The sequence below is a fragment of the Ruegeria sp. CH2 genome (assembly GCF_056537065.1).
The window spans coordinates 145,736-165,486 of the sequence record NZ_JBQFQV010000008.1 but is presented as its reverse complement, the minus strand read 5'-3'; the positions used below and the strand labels follow the sequence as shown (position 1 = coordinate 165,486).

The following is a 19,751-nucleotide window of genomic DNA, read 5'->3' as shown; positions in this document are numbered from 1 at the left end:
TGTCGCTTTTCTCAATCCGTTGAGACAGGTATGAGGGGCCCAATCAACGGAGCCTCTCATGACCAAGATCACCCCGCAACCCGGCATTATGGACATCGCGCTTTATCAGGGCGGCCAGTCGCATGTGGCGGGGGTTGAGCATGTGATCAAGCTGAGCTCGAACGAGAACCCGTTCGGCCCCAGCCCCAAGGCGATTGAGGCGGTGCGCGACAGCGCGGCCACTTTGCATCGGTACCCCAACACCGACCACGCCAGTTTGCGCGCGGCCATCGGCGCGCGTCACGGACTGGACCCTGCGCAGATCATCTGCGGTGTCGGCAGCGACGAGGTGCTGCAATTCATCGCTCAGGCCTATGCAGGGCCGGGGGATGAGGTGATCTATACCGAACACGGGTTCTCCATGTACCCGATCATCGCCCGCATGGCAGGTGCCGCACCGGTCATGGTGGCCGAGCGCGACCGCAAAGTCGATGTGGATGCCATTCTGGCCGCCGTAACCAGCCAGACGCGGATCGTGTTTGTGACCAACCCCGGTAACCCGACCTCGACCATGATCTCGAACGACGAGCTGGACCATCTGGCACAGGGTCTGCCTGATACCTGCCTGATGGTTCTGGACGGTGCCTATGCCGAATTCGTCGACGGTTTCGATGGCGGCGCGTCTTTGGTGGATGCGTATGAGAACGTAATCATGACCCGCACATTCTCGAAAGTGTACGGGCTGGGCGGGATGCGGGTCGGCTGGGGGTATGCGCACCAATCGATTATCGATGTTCTGAACCGGGTGCGTCAGCCCTTCAACCTGTCTTTGACAGCCCTGGCCGCAGCCGAAGCAGCGATCAGCGACGTCGATTTCCTGACGTTCTGCCAATCCGAAAATGCGCGCCTTCGGGTGTGGCTGGCCGAGGCGCTGGACAAGATCGGCGTGCCCTCGGACCCGTCCTGCACCAATTTCATCCTCGCGCGTTTTGCCGACAGGACCGAGGCCGAGGCCTGTGACGACTATCTGAAGACGCAGGGTTTGATTGTCCGCCGGGTTGCAGGCTACAACCTGCCGAATGCCCTGCGGATCACCGTGGGCGATGAGGAAGCCTGCCGCCGCGTCGTTGCGGCGATTACAGCATTCAAAGAGGGCGCAGCATGAGCCAGATTTACGACCGGGTTGCGCTGATCGGGCTGGGCCTGATTGCCTCCTCCATGTTCTGGGCGATCAAGCGTGGAGGCCTGGCCGGGGAAGTGACCGGCTATGCCCGGTCCGAGGCGACACGTGACACGGCGCGCAGAATCGGGCTGTGCGACCGCGTCTGTGACACGGCACGCGAAGCGGTCGAAGGTGCTGATCTTGTCGTTCTTTGCGTGCCCGTGGGGGCAATGGGAGCCGTCGCAGAAGACATCGCACCCGTGCTCAAGCCCGGCGTGACCCTGTCGGATGTGGGGTCGGTCAAGCAGCATGTCATTCAGGCGGTTCAGCCGCATATCCCCGAAGGTGTGCATTTCATTCCCGCGCATCCTTTGGCTGGGACAGAGCATTCCGGTCCGGAATCGGGTTTCGCCAAATTGTTCGACAATCGCTGGTGCCTGCTGGTGCCCGTCGAAGGGACCGACCCGGATGCAATCGCCCGCCTTCGGGCGTTGTGGGAAGGTATGGGGTCCCATGTGGATGAGATGGACGCGGATCATCACGATCTGGTTCTGGCCGTCACGTCCCATGCGCCGCACCTGATCGCCTACACGATGGTTGGTGTGGCCGACGATCTGCGCCGGGTGACCGATAGCGAAGTGATCAAATACTCGGCCGCGGGATTCCGGGATTTCACCCGCATTGCGGCATCTGACCCGACCATGTGGCGTGATGTGTTCCTGTCCAATAAAGATGCGACGCTGGAAATCCTGGGCCGGTTCACGGAGGAGCTGTTTGCGCTGCAACGTGCCATCCGCACCGGGGACGGGGAACATTTGTTTGACTACTTCACCCATACCCGTGCTATTCGTCGCGGCATCATCGATGCAGGGCAGGACACCGACGCACCGGATTTCGGGCGGGGAAAGGCAGGTTCATGAGGTCATACCGGGGGCAATTTCTGATCGGGATCATGGCGTTGTGCGCCATGGCCACACAGGCAGCACCTCTGGAACGATCTCTGGTTCCTCCTGCACGTCCGATTCTGGACCAGCACAACGTACAGGTTGTGTCCGCCGTTGCCCCGGTGTCCGTCGCGGCCATAACCGATCTGCGCCCCATCTCACGTCCGGTTTCACCGCAGGTCACTGCTGCACTGGCGCGACCTTCGGATTTGCCACTGCTGGGGCCCGACACCTCGCTGATACCTAACATGAGGCCTGAATCCCTTGAACAGCAGGTGCTTTTCAAAAAACGCAAACTGCGCAAAGGGTCCGTTTGCGGAGATATCGCAATTCAGGGCAAGCCCGTCGGAAGGGTCGGCAGCGAGAATTCAGCCTGTGGCGTAAAAGATGCGGTGCAGATCACCTCTGTTTCCGGTGTGGCACTCAGCCGCCCATCGACAATGGATTGCGGCACCGCCGTTGCACTGAACAAATGGGTCGATAAGACAGTCAAACCCACCTTCAAACGTCGCGGCCCGGTGGTCGAGTTGCAGGTGGCGGCTCATTATGCCTGCCGAACCCGCAACAACCGCAAAGGCGCGCGGATTTCCGAGCACGGCAAAGGACGGGCCATTGATATTTCAGCCTTCAAAATGGCCGATGGCGAGGTGGTGACCGTCCTCGCAGGATGGCGCAAGAACCCGTCAAAGAAGCAATTGCAGAAGATCTGGCGCGGCGCGTGTGGCCCGTTCGGCACCGTTTTGGGGCCGAACTCGGACAGCTACCATCGCGATCATTTCCATCTGGATACGGCACGCTACCGCAGCGGAGCGTATTGCCGTTAACGAAGGATCAGCCGCGGGGCAGGGCCCAGCGGCACCGGCCCCAAGGCGACAAAACCATCCCGGAAGTTCAGCTGAAGGTCCAGCGCGTTGGGGTTGCCGCCCAGCCCTGCCAGAAAATTCAGTGCGCGGGTGACAGGATCAACCGCCTGATCAGGCAGGGCACCTGCCGCGTTTGCCATGTCGATCATATCACGCCAGTTCTCGGCTTTGACGGCGATCTCACCACTGGGAACACCCTGCGCGTCTACATCCAGTTTACCGGCAGCAAACAGACGCAACCCACCCCATTTGATCTCGGCCAGTCGCAGGTCGATGGCCACGGGCTGTGGTCTGCTGTGTTCCAGCGCTGACCTGTCCCAGACTTTGCTGAACGTGGTGATCATGTCCAGTTCCAGCGTTTCGAAGGACTGCGGCAGCGACGCGGCCGAATTCATAAGGGCCCGCAACCGGTCGCCGGGTGTGAACCCATCCGCGTGGGCGGTAATGGCATAGGCTTCGGGCAGGGATGTTTGCGCCATGATCAGGCTCAGGGTGTCCCCGGCGGCCAGTGCAGTGGTGTTCTCGGTCACCGACCATGCCCCTGCCGTCAGCGCCAGTTTCTCAAGCACAAGCGAAACGCCGGGCTGCAACTGTAGTTCTGCAATCAATTCATCGGCGACAATCGTTGAGGTTTGATCGTAGTAAGACAGTCGTTGCGGCGTCTCGGCAAACCGCAGCACCTGCCGGCCGGGCCAGATCGCGGGGCTTTCGAATTCGATCCAGTCCGCACGCCAGGCTGTGCCATTCACCGGATCTGCAAGGGCAGGGTTGTTCAGACGAGTCACGTGATGGGTCGGATACCCTGCCGTTGCCACGTCCGAGAAATCAGCCAGCCAGCCGCGCGCCTGTTGTTGATCAAACCAGCCAGTGATTGCCGCGCGCAGACCATATCCGGCGACAAACCAATATGCGCTCCACAGGATGCCGACAAAAATGATCACTCGTATGACACGGCGCATGAGCTTTGGCCCTTTTTCCTGCCTCGGAATTGATGTTTATAGGCCCAAACGGGCAAGGACCAGTGCAATGACGATGTGGGTTTTCGGTTATGGATCGCTGCTGTGGAATCCGGGCTTTCCGGTCGCGCGCAGCGAACGCGCGACACTGCATGGCTATGCCCGGTCCTTCTGCATGAGCTCGATCCACCACCGGGGGACCGAGGAAGAGCCGGGGCTGGTGCTGGCGCTGGACGAGCAGGCGAACGCCAGTTGCACCGGTTTGGCCCTTGCGGTTGAAACCGGTCACGAAGACCGCACTCTGCACGAACTGCGCGAGCGCGAGCTGATCTCGTCGGCCTATGTCGAACGTATGCTGGATGTGCATCTGGAAAATGGCGACATTGTCAACGCCGTGACCTATGTGATCGATGCCGACCATGTGCAGTATTGCGGCGGGATGCCGTTGGAGGATCAGGCCCGGATCATCGCCCATGCGGTTGGCGGGCGCGGCCCGAATGACGAATACCTGTACAATACCGCCGAACATCTGGCCGAGATCGGCCTGCGCGACGCCGATCTTGAGTGGTTGGCGCAACGGGTGCGCAGTATTACCGCATAAACTCTTGGCGTCACCAGTGGAATTTCGCTAGTTTCGACGCAGAGCAGGCAAATACCGGGAACCACGCGCATGGCGCAGGCACATCAGGGCGCGAGACCCCATTTCTCGCATCCAACACGGCAGATTCTGTTGATGTTGATGGCGATCGGCCTGTCCGGGCTGGGTGTGTTTCTGGCGCTGCCCTATGTGTTGCCGGTGTTCTTCGCCAACCCGTACCTGAACGGCTTCATCCTGATGGTGTTCCTGATCGGCGTTCTTGCCTGTTTCTATCAGGTGACGCAACTGATCGGATCTGTACGCTGGATCGAGGCCTTCGTCGGCGGTGTTGTTCGCGAAGACGCCCGCACGCCGCAATTGTTGGCTCCTTTGGCCTCATTGCTGCGCGAACGGGGCGCGAGGTCGCAGATCAGCTCCACTTCAACCCGCTCGATTCTGGATTCCGTAGCCGAACGGGTCGAGGAAGAGCGGGAGATCACTCGCTATATCACCAACGTGCTGATCTATCTGGGTCTTTTGGGTACGTTCTTTGGACTGGCGACAACCGTACCGGCCATTGTCGATACCATCCGCAGCCTAAACCCGCAGGAGGGCGAGGAAGGGCTGGCCGTTTTCAACCGCCTGATGACCGGGCTCGAGGCGCAATTGCAGGGGATGGGCGTTGCGTTCGGATCGTCTCTGTTGGGTCTGGCCGGGTCGCTGATCGTCGGCTTGCTCGAAGTTTTTGCAGGGCACGGGCAGAACCGCTTCTATCGCGAGCTTGAAGAATGGCTGTCTTCGATCACCCGCTTAGGTTTCGCGGGTGGAGAAGAAGGCGGTGCCGAAATTGCCGTGCTCACGCCGGTGCTGGACGCCATGTCAGAACAGATGGATGCCTTGCAGGATCTGTTCTCTGCGCAGGAAAGCGACCGGGCCGAGGTTTCTGCCAAGCTGGGTTTGCTGGTCGATGTGATCGGTGAGATGAACAACCGTCAGGCCAATACCGAAGGAGTCACCTCGGCTTTGGAACGCGTGGCGCTGGGTCAGGAAGCCCTGCTGGATCACATGCGCGATCACGGCGCGGGTGAAGGCATCGACGCCGAAAGCCGGATGCGCCTGCGCTCGATGGATGTGCAGCTGCTGCGTATCCTCGAAGAGATTTCGGCGGGCCGTCAGGAAAGCATGAACGAGTTCCGAAAGGATATAGAACTGCTGGTCAAGGCGCTGACCCTGCCGCGCGGTGCGGTGCGTACCACGCCGGAAGGAGAATAACCCATGGCGCTGTCCCGCCGCACCGGTCAACGGTTCCAGGGCTCGGTCTGGCCCGGTTTCGTCGACGCGATGACGGGGCTGTTGATGGTGCTGACCTTTGTGCTGACCATCTTCATGGTGATCCAGTTTGTGCTGCGCGAAACCATCTCGGGTCAGGAAGACGAACTGACCACATTGGCCGACGAAATCGCGGCTTTGGCGGGCGCGCTGGGGCTGGAAGAACGCGAAAACAGCCGGTTGCAGGCGCGGCTTGGGGCGTTGAACACCACCCTGTCGCGGGCTGAAGACGATCTCGCGCAAGCCCAGTCACTGATCGCGTCACTGACCACCGAGCGCGACCGTCAGGCTGCCGCATTGGATCAGGCACAGACCCGGATCACCAACTTCGAAGCGCAAGTTGCCGCCCTGCTGGCCGAACAGGAACGGGCACTGGGCGATATTGCAGCGCTTGAAACGCAGCGCGCGCAACTGTTGACCGAGCAAGAGGCGCTGAACCTGGCGCTTGCCCAAAGCCGCGAGGAAATCGACGCGCAGACCGAAGCCGCCCGTTTGGCCGCTGCCCGTCGGGAAGCACTGGAAGCACTGGTGGCGGATCTGGAGCAAGGCAGCGCCGACCGAGACGCCCAGATCACCACCCTTGAACAGCAGCTCAGCGATGAAGAAGCCGCCCGTCTGGCCGAAGCCGCCGCCGCCGAGGCATTGCGTAACCGTCTTCAGGATGCCGATGCCGAGCTGACGGCCATGACACTTGCGCTGGAAGCGCAACGCAAAGAGGCCGAAGACACACTCACCCTGTTGGCCGCAGCACAGGCGGCGCGTGCCGCGTTGGAGCGTCAGTTTGGTGACGTGAACCCGGATCAACTGCGGGCCCAGCTTGAAGCCGCTTTGCAGGCGCAGACGCAAGCGCAGGCGGATGCCGATGCGCAACGCTCTCTGGCCGAGCAGCGGCAGGCCTTGCTGGACCTCGCCAATGCGACGCTTTCGGATGAAAAAGAAATCTCTGCCGAGGCGCAGCGAGAAGCCGCTCTGCTGAACCAGCAGATCGCCGCCCTGCGCGGGCAACTTGGCTCCTTGCAGGCTTTGCTTGACGATTTCGAAGAACGCAACGCTGCCGCCGAGGTGCAGATTCAGACGTTAGGACAGGACCTGAACGCAGCGCTGGCCCGTGCCGCATCCGAAGAACGCAGGCGCCGTCTGCTGGAAGAAGCGGAACGCCTGCGTCTTGAGGCCGAGGCCGAGGCACTGGCCGGGCAGAACCAGGAATTGGCGGCACAGGCCGAGGACCTGCAACGCTATCGCTCGGAATTCTTCGGTCGCCTGCGGGACGTTCTGGGCGGTCAGGAGGGGGTGCGCATCGAAGGTGACCGGTTTGTATTCTCGTCCGAGGTTCTGTTCCCGACCGGGTCCGCCGTACTGTCCGCAGAAGGGCAGCAGGAGGTCGCCAAGGTGGCTAACATCCTACGTAGTGTTGCCGCTGAAATCCCGCCGGGTCTGAACTGGGTGATCCGGGTCGACGGCCACACCGACAACGTTCCTCTGGCAGGGTCGGGCCGGTATCGCGACAACTGGGAGCTCAGCCAGGGTCGCGCGCTGTCGGTCGTGCGCTATATGGTTGACGCGCTGGGCATTCCGCCCAACCGCCTTGCGGCTAACGGGTTTGGAGAATTCCAGCCCGTAAACCCCGCTGACACGCCCGAGGCATACGCGCAAAACCGCCGGATCGAGTTGAAGCTGACCGAAAGGTAAAGACACTGGCCCTTAGCAGCCACGAAAACAAACAGCCGATCCGCAACCGGTTAGTGGCGATCCCGGCCACAGTGACCCGAACCGTTGGAAAATCAAGGCGGTGCATGTCCGCCAGACGTTTCACACGCGGCCTAACCGAGATGCCAACGCGACGCCGGGTAGGCGGGTGAGCCTTGCCAGCGCTGGGCGAAACCAAAAAAACCCGCCTTGGTAGGCGGGTTTTTTGTTAAATGCGGCGGGCGATCAGTCCGCCGTCAGAAGCGGAGGCTTGTCACCCGAAATGCGCGGTTGATCCGGGCCAAGGATCTCAAGATCCAGATCACCTTTCTTGACCGAGACACGGACCACACCGCCTTTTGCCAGCTTGCCAAACAACAATTCTTCGGCCAGCGGTTTCTTGATGTATTCCTGAATGACGCGACCCAGCGGGCGCGCACCCATCTTGTCGTCATACCCTTTATCCGCCAGCCATTCGGCGGCTTTGGGTGTCAGATCAATGGTCACACCACGATCCAGCAACTGCGCTTCCAGTTGCAGGACGAATTTCTCGACCACCTGCAAAATGACCTCTTTCGGCAGCGGCGCGAACGAGATCACGGCATCCAGACGGTTGCGGAATTCCGGCGTGAACATGCGTTCAATCGCGGCGGTGTCTTCGCCCTCGCGACGGTCACGACCGAACCCGATCGCGGCCTTGGCCTGCTCTTGCGCCCCCGCGTTCGAGGTCATGATCAGCACCACGTTGCGGAAGTTCACTGTACGGCCGTTATGGTCGGTCAGTTCCCCATGGTCCATCACCTGCAACAGGATGTTGAACACGTCCGGGTGCGCCTTTTCAATCTCGTCCAGCAGCAACACACAATGTGGATGCTGGTCGACACCGTCGGTCAGCAGGCCGCCCTGATCGAACCCGACATAGCCCGGAGGCGCGCCGATCAGACGGCTGACCGCGTGTTTCTCCATGTATTCCGACATGTCGAAACGCAGCAGTTCAACGCCCAGCGTATCCGCCAGCTGTTTCGCCACCTCGGTCTTGCCCACGCCGGTCGGGCCGGCAAACAGATAGTTGCCGATGGGCTTTTCGGGTTCCCGCAGGCCGGCACGGGCCAGTTTGATCGCGCTGGACAGCGCCTCGATGGCCAGATCCTGACCAAACACCACCCGTTTCAGCGATGCTTCGAGGTCTTTCAGCACCAACGCATCATCCTTGGTGACGTTCTTGGGCGGAATGCGCGCGATCTTGGCGACAACCGCCTCGATCTCTTTGACACCAATGGTTTTGCGCCGCTTGCTTTCCGCGACCAGATGCTGCGCCGCGCCGGCCTCGTCGATCACATCGATGGCCTTGTCGGGCAGCTTGCGGTCGTTGATGTAACGCGCCGACAGCTCGACCGCCGTCTTGATCGCATCAGCGGTGTACTTGATGTCGTGATGTTTTTCGAAATAGGGCTTCAGACCGCGCAGAATCTTGACACTGTCTTCCACTGAAGGCTCGTTCACGTCGATCTTCTGGAACCGGCGGCTCAGCGCACGGTCCTTTTCGAAGTGCTGACGGAACTCTTTGTAGGTGGTCGAGCCCATGGTGCGCAGTTTGCCGCCCTGAAGCGCAGGCTTCAGCAGGTTCGAGGCATCCATTGCCCCGCCCGAGGTTGCACCGGCACCGATCACGGTGTGAATTTCGTCGATGAACAGCACCGCGTCGGGGTGCTCTTCCAGCTCGGTTACAACCGCTTTCAGGCGTTCCTCGAAATCGCCGCGATAACGGGTCCCGGCCAGCAGCGCACCCATGTCCAGCGAGTAGATGGTGGTGTTTGCCAAGACATCCGGCGCCTCTCCGGCGACGATCTTGTGCGCCAGACCTTCGGCGATGGCGGTTTTGCCCACGCCCGGATCACCCACCAGCAGCGGGTTGTTCTTGCGGCGGCGGCACAGCACCTGGATACAGCGTTCCACCTCATCCGCGCGCCCGATCAGAGGATCGACATCACCCGCACGCGATTTCGCGTTCAGGTCAATGCAATATTTCCCAAGCGCACTTTCCTTTTGTTCCGTGTCGCCGGAACCTGTCTGAGCTTCTTCTTCCACCTGATCCGCACCGGATACCGACCGGCTTTCGCCATACGCGGGGTCTTTGGCCACGCCATGGGCGATGAAATTGACCGCGTCATACCGGGTCATGTCCTGTTCCTGCAGGAAATAGGCGGCATTGCTTTCGCGTTCGGCGAAAATGGCGACCAGCACATTGGCGCCGGTCACTTCGGTCCGGCCCGAGCTTTGCACATGAATCGCGGCGCGTTGAATGACGCGCTGGAACGCTGCCGTTGGTACGGCTTCGGACCCGTCAATATCTGTGACCAGATTTGAAAGATCTTCGTCTATGAACTCAACCAGAGTGCTGCGCAACTCGTCCAGATCAACGCTGCACGCTTTCATGACGCGCACCGCATCGGGTTCTTCCAGAAGCGCCAGCAGCAAATGCTCCAGCGTTGCAAATTCGTGTCGCCGTTCATTCGCAGCCGCCAAGGCCGCGTGGATGGCTTGTTCCAGTGTGCTCGAGAATGAAGGCACGCGGGTGCTCCTCTGTCTTGGGTCAGAAGGGGGCGGGCTTTCGGCCGGAACCCCATCCCAACCATGTCCTCATACTATTAGAGTTTGGTTGATCGTGGCCCGGCTTCAAGGGTTTTCTTTCACTTGACAGTCACATTTGTTGTGACCGTGGCCGTGAAGAGGGGCAAATAAGCATCAGAACCTGTCTTTTCCACCCCGAATTTCGGCGAAAACCGCCACAGGATCGGCGTTTTCCATGCCAAGATGGGCCTGAATCGCCGGATCCGTGGCCCTCAGGAACGGGTTGGTGGCTTTTTCAAGCGCCAAAACCGACGGAACAGTGGCTTCGCCAGCGGCGCGGGCGCGGTCGATATCGGCAATTCGCTGTTTCAGCGCAGCGTTCTTGGGATCGACGGTAATGGCGAATTTCGCGTTGGATTGTGTATATTCATGCCCCGAACAGACCAGAGTGTCGTCCGGCAAAGCGGCCAGCTTGCTCAGCGACGCCCACATCTGCGCCGGGCTGCCTTCGAACAGACGCCCACACCCGAGGGCCATCAGGCTGTCAGCGGTAAAGACGACCGCGCTTTGCGGAAGATAAAACGCGATATGACCAACCGTGTGCCCCGAAACGTCCAGCACCTCGACCGGTTCGCCACCCACCTCAAAGCTGTCGCCTTCGGCAACCTGCTGGTCCAGCGGGGGCAGGCGGTGCGCGTCGGCGGCCGCACCGATGACCTTTGCGGGGTGCTTGGCCAGAATTTCGGCCAGCCCTTCAACGTGATCCCAGTGATGATGGGTCAGCAGCACATGTGACAACGTCCATCCCCGATCTTCCAGTGCTGCAAGAATCGGCGCGGCTTCGGGCGCATCGATCAGCGCAGTCTGGCCATTGCCGCTGTCATGGGCCAGAAAGGCGTAATTGTCGCTGAGGCACGGGATTGTAACGATTTCAAGAGGCATGGCCTTTTGCCCTTTCATTGCTAGACTGCGCCCAGCTAAGCCGATTGACCGGATGTCCGCAATGCATCTTGATGTGCAGGATCTGAGGAACTTCTACTACCGCAGCACCCTTGGGCGCGCGGCACAGGCAGCTATTCGCGGGCGGCTGACCGAGCTCTGGCCCGAAGCCAAAGGTCAGACCGTTGCCGGTTTTGGCTTTGCCGTGCCGCTATTGCGCCCTTATCTGGCCGGTGCGCGCCGGGTCATCGGGCTGATGCCCGGCCCGCAGGGTGTGATGCCCTGGCCTGCGGGGATGCCCAATGTCTCGGTCCTGACGGAGGAGACCCGGTGGCCCATTGAAACCGGTCACGTCGACAAGCTTGTGGTGATGCACGGGCTGGAAACGTCCGAGCGGCCAAACCAGCTGCTCGAGGAATGCTGGCGTGTTCTGGGCCCCGGCGGCAGGGCCGTGTTCATTGTTCCGAACCGGGCGGGTCTATGGTCACGTACGGACAAAACGCCATTTGGCTTTGGTCGTCCCTATTCCGCCACTCAGCTGGAAAATCAGCTCAGATCACATTACTTCCTGCCCGAGGCGCATTGCTCGGCTCTTTACATGCCGCCGTCCTTCCGGCGGTTCTGGTTGAAATCGGGCAGTCTGATCGAAAAAACCGGACAGCGCATTCCAACTGTCATGGCGGGCGGGGTGCTGATGGTTGAGGTCACAAAGAACATCCACCCGCCTCGGGGCAATGTCACCAAAGATGCCATAAGGAAGCCGATCAAGGCGCTTGACGGTTTGCTAAAGCCTGCATGACAACCGCGTGCATCCCAAAGTGACAAATTCGCGAGAAAAAAGTCACAGGAATCGCAAAAACCTGCATATTCGTAACATTTTTCAACCGGGTTGACGGGTCCAAACGGTCGCACTTGGTGTAAGTGCATGAAAATTAACATTTTGTGGATAAATCTGTTACCGCTATAGCGTATTGCTTGGTTGGTTCACCTCTGCTACATCCCCGGTGATTTTGATCCCCGACCGTCTGGCCGGGGTTTCCTCACGCCCCAAGGTAGCGGCCGCTACCCAAAATCGGGGCCTCAAATATCGGAAGGGTGGACGTGTCCGAACCAGCTTCGATTTCCACAGGCATCGCCGAGCGCTATGCCACCGCGATCTTCGAGATCGCAAAAGAGAATAATGACCTTGCGGGTCTGGAATCCGGCATCAACGATCTGGCAGCAGCACTGGGCGACAGTGCCGACCTGCGTGACCTGATCGCATCGCCTTTGATTTCGCGGGCCGAGCAGGAAGGAGCAATTGCCGCTGTTGCTGACAAGATGGGGCTGAACGCCATCCTGCGCAACACGCTGGCTCTGATGGCGCAGAAACGCCGCCTGTTTGTTGTGCCGCAACTGGTGCAGGTGCTGCGTGACATGCTGGCAGATGAGCGTGGCGAAGTGACCGCCGATGTCGCCTCGGCCAAGGCGCTGACCAAGACACAACTGGAAAAACTGTCCAAGACGCTGTCCGAGCGTGTGGGCAAGACCGTAACTATCAATGCGACCGTGGATGAAAGCCTCATCGGCGGTCTTGTCGTCAAAGTGGGCTCGAAGATGATCGACAGTTCGATCCGTTCGAAGCTGAACTCCCTACAGAATGCAATGAAAGAGGTCGGATAAATGGGAATCCAAGCTGCAGAGATTTCTGCAATCCTGAAGGACCAGATCAAGAATTTTGGTCAGGAAGCCGAAGTGGCCGAGATCGGTCGCGTGCTGAGCGTCGGTGACGGGATTGCCCGTGTATATGGCCTGGACAACGTTCAAGCCGGTGAGATGGTCGAATTCCCCGGCGGCATCATGGGTATGGCGCTGAACCTGGAAAGCGACAACGTCGGTGTCGTTATCTTCGGTTCCGACCGTGACATCAAAGAAGGTGACACCGTCAAGCGCACCAACTCGATCGTGGACGTTCCGATCGGTGATGAACTGCTGGGCCGTGTTGTTGACGGTCTGGGCAACCCGCTGGATGGCAAAGGTCCGATCAATGCCACCAAGCGCGGCGTTGCAGATGTCAAAGCGCCCGGCATTATCCCGCGTAAATCGGTGCACGAACCGATGGCAACCGGCCTGAAATCGGTTGACGCGATGATCCCGATTGGCCGCGGCCAGCGCGAGTTGATCATTGGTGACCGCCAGACCGGTAAAACCGCTGTGGCTCTGGACACCATCCTGAACCAGAAGGTCTATAACGAAGCAGCAGGCGACGACGAGTCGAAGAAACTGTACTGCGTTTACGTTGCGATCGGTCAGAAACGTTCGACCGTTGCCCAGTTGGTGAAGAAACTGGAAGAATCCGGTGCGATTGAGTATTCGATCGTTGTCGCCGCAACCGCGTCCGACCCGGCACCGATGCAGTTCCTGGCACCCTATGCCGCAACCGCGATGGCGGAATACTTCCGTGACAATGGCCGCCACGCGCTGATCATCTATGATGACCTGTCGAAACAGGCCGTGTCCTACCGTCAGATGTCGCTGCTGCTGCGCCGCCCGCCGGGCCGCGAAGCCTATCCGGGTGACGTTTTCTACCTCCACTCCCGCCTGCTGGAGCGTTCGGCGAAGCTGAACGAAGACTTCGGCGCAGGCTCGCTGACCGCTCTGCCGGTTATCGAAACCCAGGGTGGTGACGTTTCGGCCTTTATTCCGACCAACGTGATCTCGATCACCGACGGTCAGATCTTCCTGGAAACCGAACTGTTCTATCAGGGCATCCGTCCTGCTGTGAACACCGGTCTGTCGGTTTCGCGTGTGGGCTCGTCGGCTCAGACCGACGCGATGAAATCGGTTGCCGGTCCGGTCAAGCTGGAACTGGCTCAGTATCGCGAAATGGCGGCCTTTGCACAGTTTGGGTCCGACCTCGACGCCGCAACCCAGCAGCTGCTGAACCGCGGTGCGCGCCTGACCGAGCTGATGAAGCAGCCGCAGTACTCGCCGCTGACCAACGCGGAAATCGTCTGCGTCATCTTCGCGGGCACCAACGGTTACCTCGACAAGATCGATGTCTCAGACGTTGGCCGCTACGAGGCTGGCCTGCTGGCGCATCTGCGCGGCAAGCACGCTGACCTGCTGAAGTGGATCACCGACGAAGATCCGAAGATCAAAGGCGACGCGTCCGACAAACTCAAAGCAGCGATCGACGAATACGCCGCGACCTTCGCTTGATAGGAGGTTCCGATGCCTAGTCTGAAGGACCTTAAAAACAGGATCGAGTCGGTCAAATCGACCCGCAAGATCACCAAGGCCATGCAGATGGTCGCGGCCGCAAAACTGCGCCGCGCCCAGGAATCTGCCGAAGCCTCGCGCCCTTATGCCGAGCGGTTCAATGCCGTGATGGCCGGGCTGGCGGCGTCGGTCGGGGGCAGCGACAGCGCCCCCAAGCTGCTCCGTGGTTCGGGCAGTGATGATGTCCATCTGCTGGTTGTGTTGACAGCTGAACGCGGCCTGTGTGGCGGCTTCAACTCGAACATCGCCAAGCTGGCCCGCCAGAAGGCGGAAGAGCTGCGCGGCAAGGGCAAGACGGTCAAGATTCTGACCGTCGGCAAGAAAGGCCGCGACGCGCTCAAGCGTGATTTTGGCGATCTGTTCGTTGGGCATGTGGACCTGAGCGAGGTCAAGCGTCTGGGTTATTCCAACGCGCAGGACATCGCAAAGGACATCCTGTCCCGCTTCGACGGGGGCGAGTTCGACGTTGCCACGATCTTCTACTCGAAGTTCGTCAACGTTGTGACCCAGATCCCAACGGCACAGCAAGTCATCCCCGCCTCGTTCGAGGAATCGGAAGGTGACGACAGCGGTGCCATTTTCGACTACGAGCCCAGCGAAGAGGCCATTCTGGCCGACCTGCTGCCCAAGGGGGTTGCGACCGCGATCTTCTCGGCTCTGCTCGAAAACGGAGCGTCTGAACAGGGCGCGCGGATGTCCGCAATGGACAACGCGACACGCAACGCGGGTGAGATGATCGACAAGCTGACGATCCAGTTCAACCGCTCGCGTCAGGCCGTGATCACCAACGAGCTGATTGAAATTATTTCCGGCGCCGAGGCGCTGTAGAGACAAACCGGAGACGAAACATGGCGAATGCAAAAGGCAAAGTCACACAGATCATCGGGGCCGTCGTCGACGTGCACTTCGAAGATCAGCTGCCTGAAATTCTGAACGCGCTGGAAACCACCAACAACGGCAAGCGCCTGGTGTTGGAAGTTGCTCAGCACCTGGGTGAAAACACTGTCCGCACCATCGCGATGGACGCGACCGAAGGTCTGGTCCGTGGTGAAGTGGTCACCGACACCGGTGCACCGATCTCGGTTCCGGTTGGCAACGCCACCCTGGGCCGCATCCTGAACGTGGTCGGCGAGCCGATCGACGAAAAAGGCCCGGTTGAGGCAACCGAAGCGCGCGCGATCCACCAGCCCGCACCGACCTTTGCCGAACAGTCGACCGAGTCCGAAGTTCTGGTCACCGGCATCAAGGTGGTTGACCTGCTGGCCCCTTACGCCAAAGGCGGTAAGATCGGCCTGTTCGGCGGCGCCGGCGTTGGTAAAACCGTTCTGATCATGGAACTGATCAACAACATCGCAAAAGTGCACTCGGGCTTCTCGGTGTTTGCGGGTGTTGGTGAACGGACCCGTGAAGGCAACGACCTGTATCACGAGATGATCGAATCGAACGTGATCAAGCCGGACAACCTGTCGGAAAGCCAGGTGGCCCTGGTTTACGGTCAGATGAACGAGCCTCCGGGTGCGCGTGCGCGTGTTGCTCTGACCGGTCTGACTCTGGCCGAGCAGTTCCGCGACCAGTCCGGTACCGACGTTCTGTTCTTCGTCGACAACATCTTCCGCTTTACACAGGCGGGTTCCGAGGTGTCGGCTCTGCTGGGTCGTATCCCGTCCGCTGTGGGCTACCAGCCGACACTGGCCACAGACATGGGTGCCCTGCAGGAACGCATCACCTCGACAAAGGCCGGATCGATCACTTCGGTGCAGGCGATCTACGTGCCTGCGGACGACTTGACCGACCCCGCGCCGGCAACCTCGTTTGCTCACTTGGATGCGACCACCGTTCTTAACCGTGCGATCTCGGAAAAGGGTATCTACCCGGCGGTTGACCCGCTCGACTCGACCTCGCGCCTGCTCGACCCGGCCATCGTCGGCGAAGAGCACTACAAGGTTGCGACCGACGTTCAGCAGATCCTCCAGCGCTACAAGTCACTGCAGGACATCATCGCCATCCTCGGCATGGACGAACTGTCGGAAGAGGACAAGCTGACCGTGGCCCGTGCCCGTAAGATCGAACGCTTCCTGTCGCAGCCGTTCGACGTGGCCGAGGTCTTCACCGGCTCGCCGGGTGTTCAGGTTCCTCTGGATGTCACAATCTCGTCGTTCAAGGCCGTTGTGGCTGGCGAATACGATCACCTGCCCGAAGCAGCCTTCCTGATGGTTGGCGGCATCGACGAAGTGATCGCCAAAGCCGAGAAAATGGCAGCAGCAGCCGCCTAAGGAGTATCCCTGATGGCAAACACGATGCATTTCGACCTCGTCAGCCCCGAGCGGAGCCTTGCTTCACTCGAGGTCACCGCGGTCCAGATTCCCGGCGCGGACGGGGACATGACGGCGATGCCCGATCATGCCCCCACCATCACAACGCTGCGCCCCGGTCTGCTGAAGGTTGAGGCACCCGAAGGGTCCAGCGAATACCTGGTCACCGGCGGGTTTGCCCAGATCAACGGCGACAGCCTGTCGGTTTTGGCCGAAAAGGCGGTTCCGGTTTCGGAAATCACCCGTTCGCATATGGACGAGCTGATTGCCGAGGCACGCGCCTCGCACGAAGCGGCAAAGGGCGGCGACGACATGTCGATCGTCGACGAAGCCGCCAAGCTGCTGGCCGATATGGAAGCTCTTGGGACACATATGAGCCTGTAATTGGCTTAACAGTGGAAAATTGGAACGGCCTCGCGATTGCGGGGCCGTTTTTTTTGTCGTGCTTTTGCCAGAAAGCCGGGGTAAGTTGCGGAAATTCAAGTATAATGATGAAAACATGAAAAAATTTCTGACCCATCCCATTGGCATCGATCAGGGTGAAAGTGTTCTGTTTTCGGAATTTGCCGAAGGCGGGGACATGTGGACTGGCGAAGGCCCCCGCGAACGCCGGAAACCCATCCAATTCAAGGGCACGTTTCTTAGCCCGCCCATGGTTCAGATCGGGATTTCCCTTTGGGATGTCGACACATCATCAGCCCTGCGCGCCGAGGTTCAGGCAGAAAATATCACCTCGGAAGGGTTCGAAGCGGTGTTTCGGACATGGTCCGACACGCGGATTGCCCGGATCCGGATCAGTTGGACCGCGTTTGGAGAGGTAGCACACCCCGACGACTGGAACATTTCCTGATCCGGGGCTTGCAGGACAGGCGCGGGGCTCAGTCGTCCTGCGCTTCGATCATGTCGACCCGTGTGGCGTGGCGGCCACCTTCGAATTCGGCCCCCAGAAACGCATCCACAATATCCAGCGCCTGACCTTCGCCGACAACGCGCGCGCCAATCGACAGCATGTTGGCATTGTTGTGCTGGCGGATCATCCGCGCAGAAAACGCATCCGAACAGACACCGCAGCGAATGCCGGGCACCTTGTTTGCGGCCATCATGATGCCCTGACCCGTGCCGCAGAGGATAATGCCCAATCCGCAATCCCCCGAAGCCACGGCCAGTGCCGCGGCCTTGCCGTGTTTGGGGTAATGGGTGCTTTCAGGGGTCGTCGGGCCGATATCGACCACGTCCCAGCCTTGCTGCGCGATGTGGTTGGCCACAGCCTGACGCAGCTCGATTGCCGCGTGGTCGCTGGAAAGAACAATGCGTTTGTTGCCAGTCATGGAGATCGGTCCACTTGTGTCGCTGATCGCGCACATGGGTCAGGCTTGTGCGCAATCGATGGTTCAAAAAGAAAGGGACGACACATCCTGTCGCCCCGTCCAAACTCAATCCATCTGGTACATGGATTCGTAGATCGGTGTCAGCGTCTTGTCTTCGAACAGGGATGACACGCTGGTTCCGTTCCAGATGTTCAGGATCGCCTGCGTAAAGATAGGCGCGGTCGGAACAATGCGGATGTTCTTGGCGCCCAAAATCTCTTTGGTCGGCTGGATGGTGTCGGTCAGCACCAGCGACTTCATCACCGAATTTGTCACCCGTTCCACCGCAGGGCCGCTCATGACGCCATGCGTGATGTAGGAATGAACCTCTTTCGCACCGTTATCCAGCAGCACCTGCGCCGCCTTGCACAGCGTTCCGGCGGTGTCGCACATGTCGTCGACGATCAGACAGATCTTGTCCTTCACATCCCCGATCACGGTCATCTCGGCGACTTCGCCCGCTTTCTCGCGGCGCTTGTCCACGATCGACAGAGGGGCGTTGATCCGCTTGGCCAGTTCGCGTGCGCGGGCCACGCCGCCCACGTCGGGTGAGACCACCATGATTTCATCTAGATTTCCCTTGAACTGATGCTTCACATCCAGCGCAAAGATCGGCGAGGCATAAAGGTTGTCCACGGGCATATCGAAAAAGCCCTGAATCTGGGCCGCGTGCAGGTCCATTGTCAGGATCCGTTCGATCCCGGCCCCTGTCAGCATGTTGGCCACCAGCTTGGCGCTGATGGGCGTGCGGGCCTTGGTGCGACGGTCCTGACGGGCGTACCCGAAATACGGGATCACGGCGGTGATCCGCTGCGCGGACGACCGGCGCAGCGCATCGGCGATGATCAGCAGTTCCATCAGGTTGTCATTGGCCGGGTTCGAGGTCGGTTGGATAATGAACATATCCTCGCCGCGCACATTTTCGAACACTTCCACGAAAATCTCACCGTCGTTGAACCGTTCGACACGCGCATCGACCAGACCCTGATCAACGCCTCGGTACAGGCTCATGCGGCGTGCGATGGCTTGGGCAAGCGGAAGGTTGGCGTTCCCAGCGATAAGCTTGGGTTCGTGAAGTGTCGGCATCGGCTGAGGTCCCCGGGCAGCAATGGCAATGTGACAGAATCGTGATGTTGACACCGCTTAGCATGGCCTTACCGTCCCGCAAAGGTAACGCAGCGGAGAAAGTGCACATGACCCAGATTGACTACTTTTTTGCGACACTCTCGCCCTATTCCTATCTGGCAGGGATGCGGTTGGAAGAAATCGCGGCGAAACACGGCGCGACGATCAACTATAAGCCGCTGGACATTATCGCCCTGTTCGCGCGCACCGGGGGGACCCCTCCGAAAGACCGGCATATCTCTCGTATCGAGTACCGCGCACAGGAGCTGCTGCGCCAATCGAAGAATCTGGGGATGGAGTTCAATCTGAAACCCGCGCACTGGCCGACCAACATGGCCCCGTCATCTTATGCGGTTATTGCCGCGATCAAGGACGGCTCGGGCGATGTGGGTAAGCTGTGTCATAGCTTCCTTCGCGCCTGCTGGGCCGAGGAAAAGGATATCGCACAGGACGATGTCATCCGCGAATGTCTGACGCAAGCCGGGTTTGATCCCGGTCTGGCAGACAGCGGCTTGCTGGTGGGCGCAGAAACCTACGCCGCCAACCTCGAGGAAGCCGTGGACCGGGGTGTCTTCGGCGCACCGTTCTACATCACGCCCGACGACCAGCGGTTCTGGGGTCAGGACAGGCTGGACGATCTGGACCGGCATCTGGCCGAGATGACCGAGTGACGGTCGGCG

Annotated in this window: 19 protein-coding genes; 14 read left to right on the top strand and 5 right to left on the bottom strand. The window is 60.0% G+C overall.

Annotated elements, in window-relative coordinates; genetic code table 11:
• Window positions 1-58 precede the first annotated feature (58 nt).
• From hisC to ACR0M9_RS12900, 3 genes are read left to right on the top strand one after another with little or no spacing between them, the layout of a single operon-like run.
• Window positions 59-1,144, top strand: coding sequence for a histidinol-phosphate transaminase (gene hisC / locus ACR0M9_RS12910; RefSeq protein WP_480773782.1), 1,086 nt, complete (start codon window positions 59-61; stop codon window positions 1,142-1,144).
• Window positions 1,141-2,061: a prephenate/arogenate dehydrogenase family protein gene (locus ACR0M9_RS12905; RefSeq protein ID WP_480773781.1), complete on the top strand. Its 921-nt coding sequence runs from the start codon at window positions 1,141-1,143 to the stop codon at window positions 2,059-2,061. Before hisC ends, ACR0M9_RS12905 begins: the two co-directional genes overlap by 4 nt.
• Window positions 2,058-2,909, top strand: coding sequence for an extensin-like domain-containing protein (locus ACR0M9_RS12900; protein ID WP_480773780.1), 852 nt, complete (start codon window positions 2,058-2,060; stop codon window positions 2,907-2,909). The genes ACR0M9_RS12905 and ACR0M9_RS12900 overlap by 4 nt, the downstream gene beginning before the upstream one ends.
• On the opposite strand, the gene ACR0M9_RS12895 is transcribed toward ACR0M9_RS12900, so the two are convergent.
• A complete protein-coding gene (locus tag ACR0M9_RS12895) occupies window positions 2,906-3,907 on the bottom strand; it encodes a DUF2125 domain-containing protein (RefSeq protein WP_480773779.1) in 1,002 nt (333 codons plus the stop codon). The genes ACR0M9_RS12900 and ACR0M9_RS12895 overlap by 4 nt on opposite strands.
• Window positions 3,908-3,974: 67 nt before the next feature.
• Here ACR0M9_RS12895 and ACR0M9_RS12890 point away from each other — a divergent pair, with 67 nt between their 5' ends.
• The 3 genes from ACR0M9_RS12890 (at window position 3,975) to ACR0M9_RS12880 (ending at window position 7,499) form a co-directional block, all read left to right on the top strand.
• Window positions 3,975-4,505, top strand: coding sequence for a gamma-glutamylcyclotransferase (locus ACR0M9_RS12890; protein ID WP_209504811.1), 531 nt, complete (start codon window positions 3,975-3,977; stop codon window positions 4,503-4,505).
• 69 nt (window positions 4,506-4,574) lie between these two features.
• Complete coding sequence (locus ACR0M9_RS12885) at window positions 4,575-5,753, top strand: biopolymer transporter ExbB (RefSeq protein ID WP_480773778.1); 1,179 nt, start codon at window positions 4,575-4,577, stop codon at window positions 5,751-5,753.
• Window positions 5,754-5,756: 3 nt separating this feature from the next.
• Window positions 5,757-7,499, top strand: a complete 1,743-nt coding sequence (locus tag ACR0M9_RS12880) for a peptidoglycan -binding protein (protein WP_480773777.1) — start codon at window positions 5,757-5,759, stop codon at window positions 7,497-7,499.
• A gap of 243 nt (window positions 7,500-7,742) precedes the next feature.
• Here the strand turns inward: ACR0M9_RS12880 and clpA are convergent, their stop codons facing one another.
• Together clpA and gloB are read right to left on the bottom strand one after the other, a co-directional pair.
• A complete protein-coding gene (gene clpA / locus ACR0M9_RS12875; RefSeq protein WP_480773776.1) occupies window positions 7,743-10,067 on the bottom strand; it encodes an ATP-dependent Clp protease ATP-binding subunit ClpA in 2,325 nt (774 codons plus the stop codon).
• Window positions 10,068-10,241: 174 nt separating this feature from the next.
• The gene (gloB, locus tag ACR0M9_RS12870) at window positions 10,242-11,009 is read right to left on the bottom strand and encodes a hydroxyacylglutathione hydrolase (protein ID WP_480773775.1); all 768 of its coding nucleotides are present in this window, start codon (window positions 11,007-11,009) and stop codon (window positions 10,242-10,244) included.
• 61 nt (window positions 11,010-11,070) lie between these two features.
• On the opposite strand from gloB, the gene ACR0M9_RS12865 reads away from it, so the two are divergent.
• From ACR0M9_RS12865 to ACR0M9_RS12835, 7 genes are all read left to right on the top strand, one after another.
• Complete coding sequence (locus tag ACR0M9_RS12865; RefSeq protein WP_480482285.1) at window positions 11,071-11,805, top strand: class I SAM-dependent methyltransferase; 735 nt, start codon at window positions 11,071-11,073, stop codon at window positions 11,803-11,805.
• Between the two features lie 302 nt (window positions 11,806-12,107).
• A complete protein-coding gene (locus ACR0M9_RS12860; RefSeq protein ID WP_209598051.1) occupies window positions 12,108-12,668 on the top strand; it encodes a F0F1 ATP synthase subunit delta in 561 nt (186 codons plus the stop codon).
• Window positions 12,669-14,207 carry a F0F1 ATP synthase subunit alpha gene (gene atpA, locus ACR0M9_RS12855; RefSeq protein ID WP_209504804.1) on the top strand — a complete coding sequence of 513 codons (1,539 nt, stop codon included), beginning with the start codon at window positions 12,669-12,671 and terminating at the stop codon, window positions 14,205-14,207.
• 12 nt (window positions 14,208-14,219) lie between these two features.
• The gene (locus tag ACR0M9_RS12850; RefSeq protein WP_480487549.1) at window positions 14,220-15,095 is read left to right on the top strand and encodes a F0F1 ATP synthase subunit gamma; all 876 of its coding nucleotides are present in this window, start codon (window positions 14,220-14,222) and stop codon (window positions 15,093-15,095) included.
• 20 nt (window positions 15,096-15,115) lie between these two features.
• On the top strand, window positions 15,116-16,540 hold the full coding sequence (gene atpD, locus ACR0M9_RS12845) for a F0F1 ATP synthase subunit beta (protein WP_209504802.1): 1,425 nt from the start codon (window positions 15,116-15,118) through the stop codon (window positions 16,538-16,540).
• A 12-nt stretch (window positions 16,541-16,552) separates the two neighbouring features.
• Window positions 16,553-16,963 (top strand): F0F1 ATP synthase subunit epsilon, encoded by a 411-nt coding sequence (locus tag ACR0M9_RS12840; RefSeq protein WP_209504801.1) that lies wholly within the window; start codon window positions 16,553-16,555, stop codon window positions 16,961-16,963.
• Between the two features lie 115 nt (window positions 16,964-17,078).
• Complete coding sequence (locus ACR0M9_RS12835; RefSeq protein WP_480482280.1) at window positions 17,079-17,429, top strand: H-type lectin domain-containing protein; 351 nt, start codon at window positions 17,079-17,081, stop codon at window positions 17,427-17,429.
• Between the two features lie 28 nt (window positions 17,430-17,457).
• Here ACR0M9_RS12835 and rpiB read toward each other — a convergent pair whose 3' ends face one another.
• Window positions 17,458-17,907 carry a ribose 5-phosphate isomerase B gene (gene rpiB / locus ACR0M9_RS12830; protein ID WP_480487551.1) on the bottom strand — a complete coding sequence of 150 codons (450 nt, stop codon included), beginning with the start codon at window positions 17,905-17,907 and terminating at the stop codon, window positions 17,458-17,460.
• Between the two features lie 105 nt (window positions 17,908-18,012).
• Entirely contained in the window at window positions 18,013-19,032 is a 1,020-nt protein-coding gene (locus tag ACR0M9_RS12825) for a ribose-phosphate pyrophosphokinase (protein WP_209504798.1), read from the bottom strand.
• 107 nt (window positions 19,033-19,139) lie between these two features.
• Between ACR0M9_RS12825 and ACR0M9_RS12820 the strand changes: the two genes are divergently transcribed.
• Entirely contained in the window at window positions 19,140-19,742 is a 603-nt protein-coding gene (locus ACR0M9_RS12820; protein WP_480773774.1) for a DsbA family protein, read from the top strand.
• Window positions 19,743-19,751: the final 9 nt, after the last annotated feature.